This is a genomic window from Frankia sp. R82 (assembly GCF_023716925.1).
Lineage (GTDB): Bacteria > Actinomycetota > Actinomycetes > Frankiales > Frankiaceae > Frankia.
Map to the genome: position 1 here is coordinate 1 of NZ_JAMQQG010000156.1, position 1,440 is coordinate 1,440.

Genomic DNA, 1,440 nt, shown 5'->3' on the forward strand with positions numbered 1-1,440 from the left:
AAAGGCGAGATCGGTCAGGACGGGATAGATTCCGCGTCCCAGGGAAAAGGCGAGGTCACGGCTCACGCGCCAACGCCGCCGCTTCGAGCCGGCGGCGGAGCAGCTCACGCCTGCGCTGCGCGGAGTCGGGACTGGCCACGGGATACGTCCTTCCGAGATGTGCGGGCGGGCCGGCGGGATGTCCGGGGCATGGCTGCTGGCCCGGGCGCGGAACCGCCCCGGGCATGGCAGCCAGCCCGGGGCGGTCGCCGGCCGGGTGACGAAGGTGAGGTGGTGGGGTTCGGCCCGGGGGGCAGGGAGCCGGGCGGCGGGGGAACGGGGCGGCGCGGCAGGCGGCTAGTCGAGTCGGCGGCACAGCTCGCGTTTGTCGATCTTTCCGACGGCGGTGAATGGCAACTCGTCCACGACCGTGAGCAGATCGGGATGCATGAACCGGGCCAGGCCGCGATCGCGCAGGTATGCCCTGAGGACGCGCAGTCCGATCGACTCGCCGGGGGCGAGCACGACCACGGCCCGCACGCGCTCGCCGACCTGCTCGTCGGCGGTCGCGACGACAGCGGCCTGGACGATCGCGGGATGGGCGAGCAGATGCTCCTCGAGTTCGGTGGCGGAGATGTTCTCCCCACCCCGGTTGATCACGTCCTTGATCCGCCCCTCGACGACCAGGTTGCCCTCGGGGGTGCGCCGCACCAGGTCGCCGGTGCGGTAGAAGCCCTCCGAGGTGAACGCGGTCGCGTTGTGCTCGGCGGCGCGGTAGTAGCCGCGGATGGTGTAGGGCCCGCGGGTCCACAGTTCACCGGTCGCACCGGCGGGGACGTCCACCCCGTGCTCGTCGACGACGCGGACCTCGTCGGCCTCGGCGAGGGGACGGCCCTGTGTGGTGCAGGCGATCTCGTCGCCGTCGTCCGGCCGGGTGTAGTTGAGCAGCCCCTCGGCCATGCCGAACACCTGCTGGACGCCGGCGCCGAGCACCGGGCGGACCTGGCGGGCCAGCTCCGCGTCCAGCTTCGCGCCGCCCACCTGCAGCAGGCGCAGGCTGGTCGTGTCGGGACCCTCCCAGCCCGCGGCCGTCACCCAGATCCGGGCGAGGGCCGGGACGAGGGCGGTGACCGTGACCCGTTCCCGGGCGATGAGCTCGAAGGCGATCTCCGGGCTCGGCACGGGCGCCAGCACCACCCTCGCCCCCACCCCGAACGCGCCGAGCAGCCCCGGACAGGCCAGCGGGAAGTTGTGCGCGGCCGGCAGCGCGACCAGGTAGACGTCGTCGCCGGTGAGCCCGCACAGCCGGGCGCTGGCCGCGGCGTTGTACGCGTAGTCCCAGTGGGTGCGCGCGATGAGCTTCGGCCTGCCGGTGGTGCCGCCCGAGACGAGCAGCACCGCGACACCGGCCGGGTCGATCGGTTCGGCCGGGGTCACCGGCGTGCCGGCGCGGGCCGCGGC

The 1,440-nt window shown here is 73.8% G+C and carries 1 protein-coding gene; it reads right to left on the bottom strand.

Going from position 1 to position 1,440, the window contains the following annotated elements:
* Window positions 1-336: 336 nt before the first annotated feature.
* Window positions 337-1,440: (2,3-dihydroxybenzoyl)adenylate synthase (locus ND747_RS16330; protein WP_251734467.1), on the bottom strand; the 1,104-nt coding region annotated here is incomplete at its 5' end.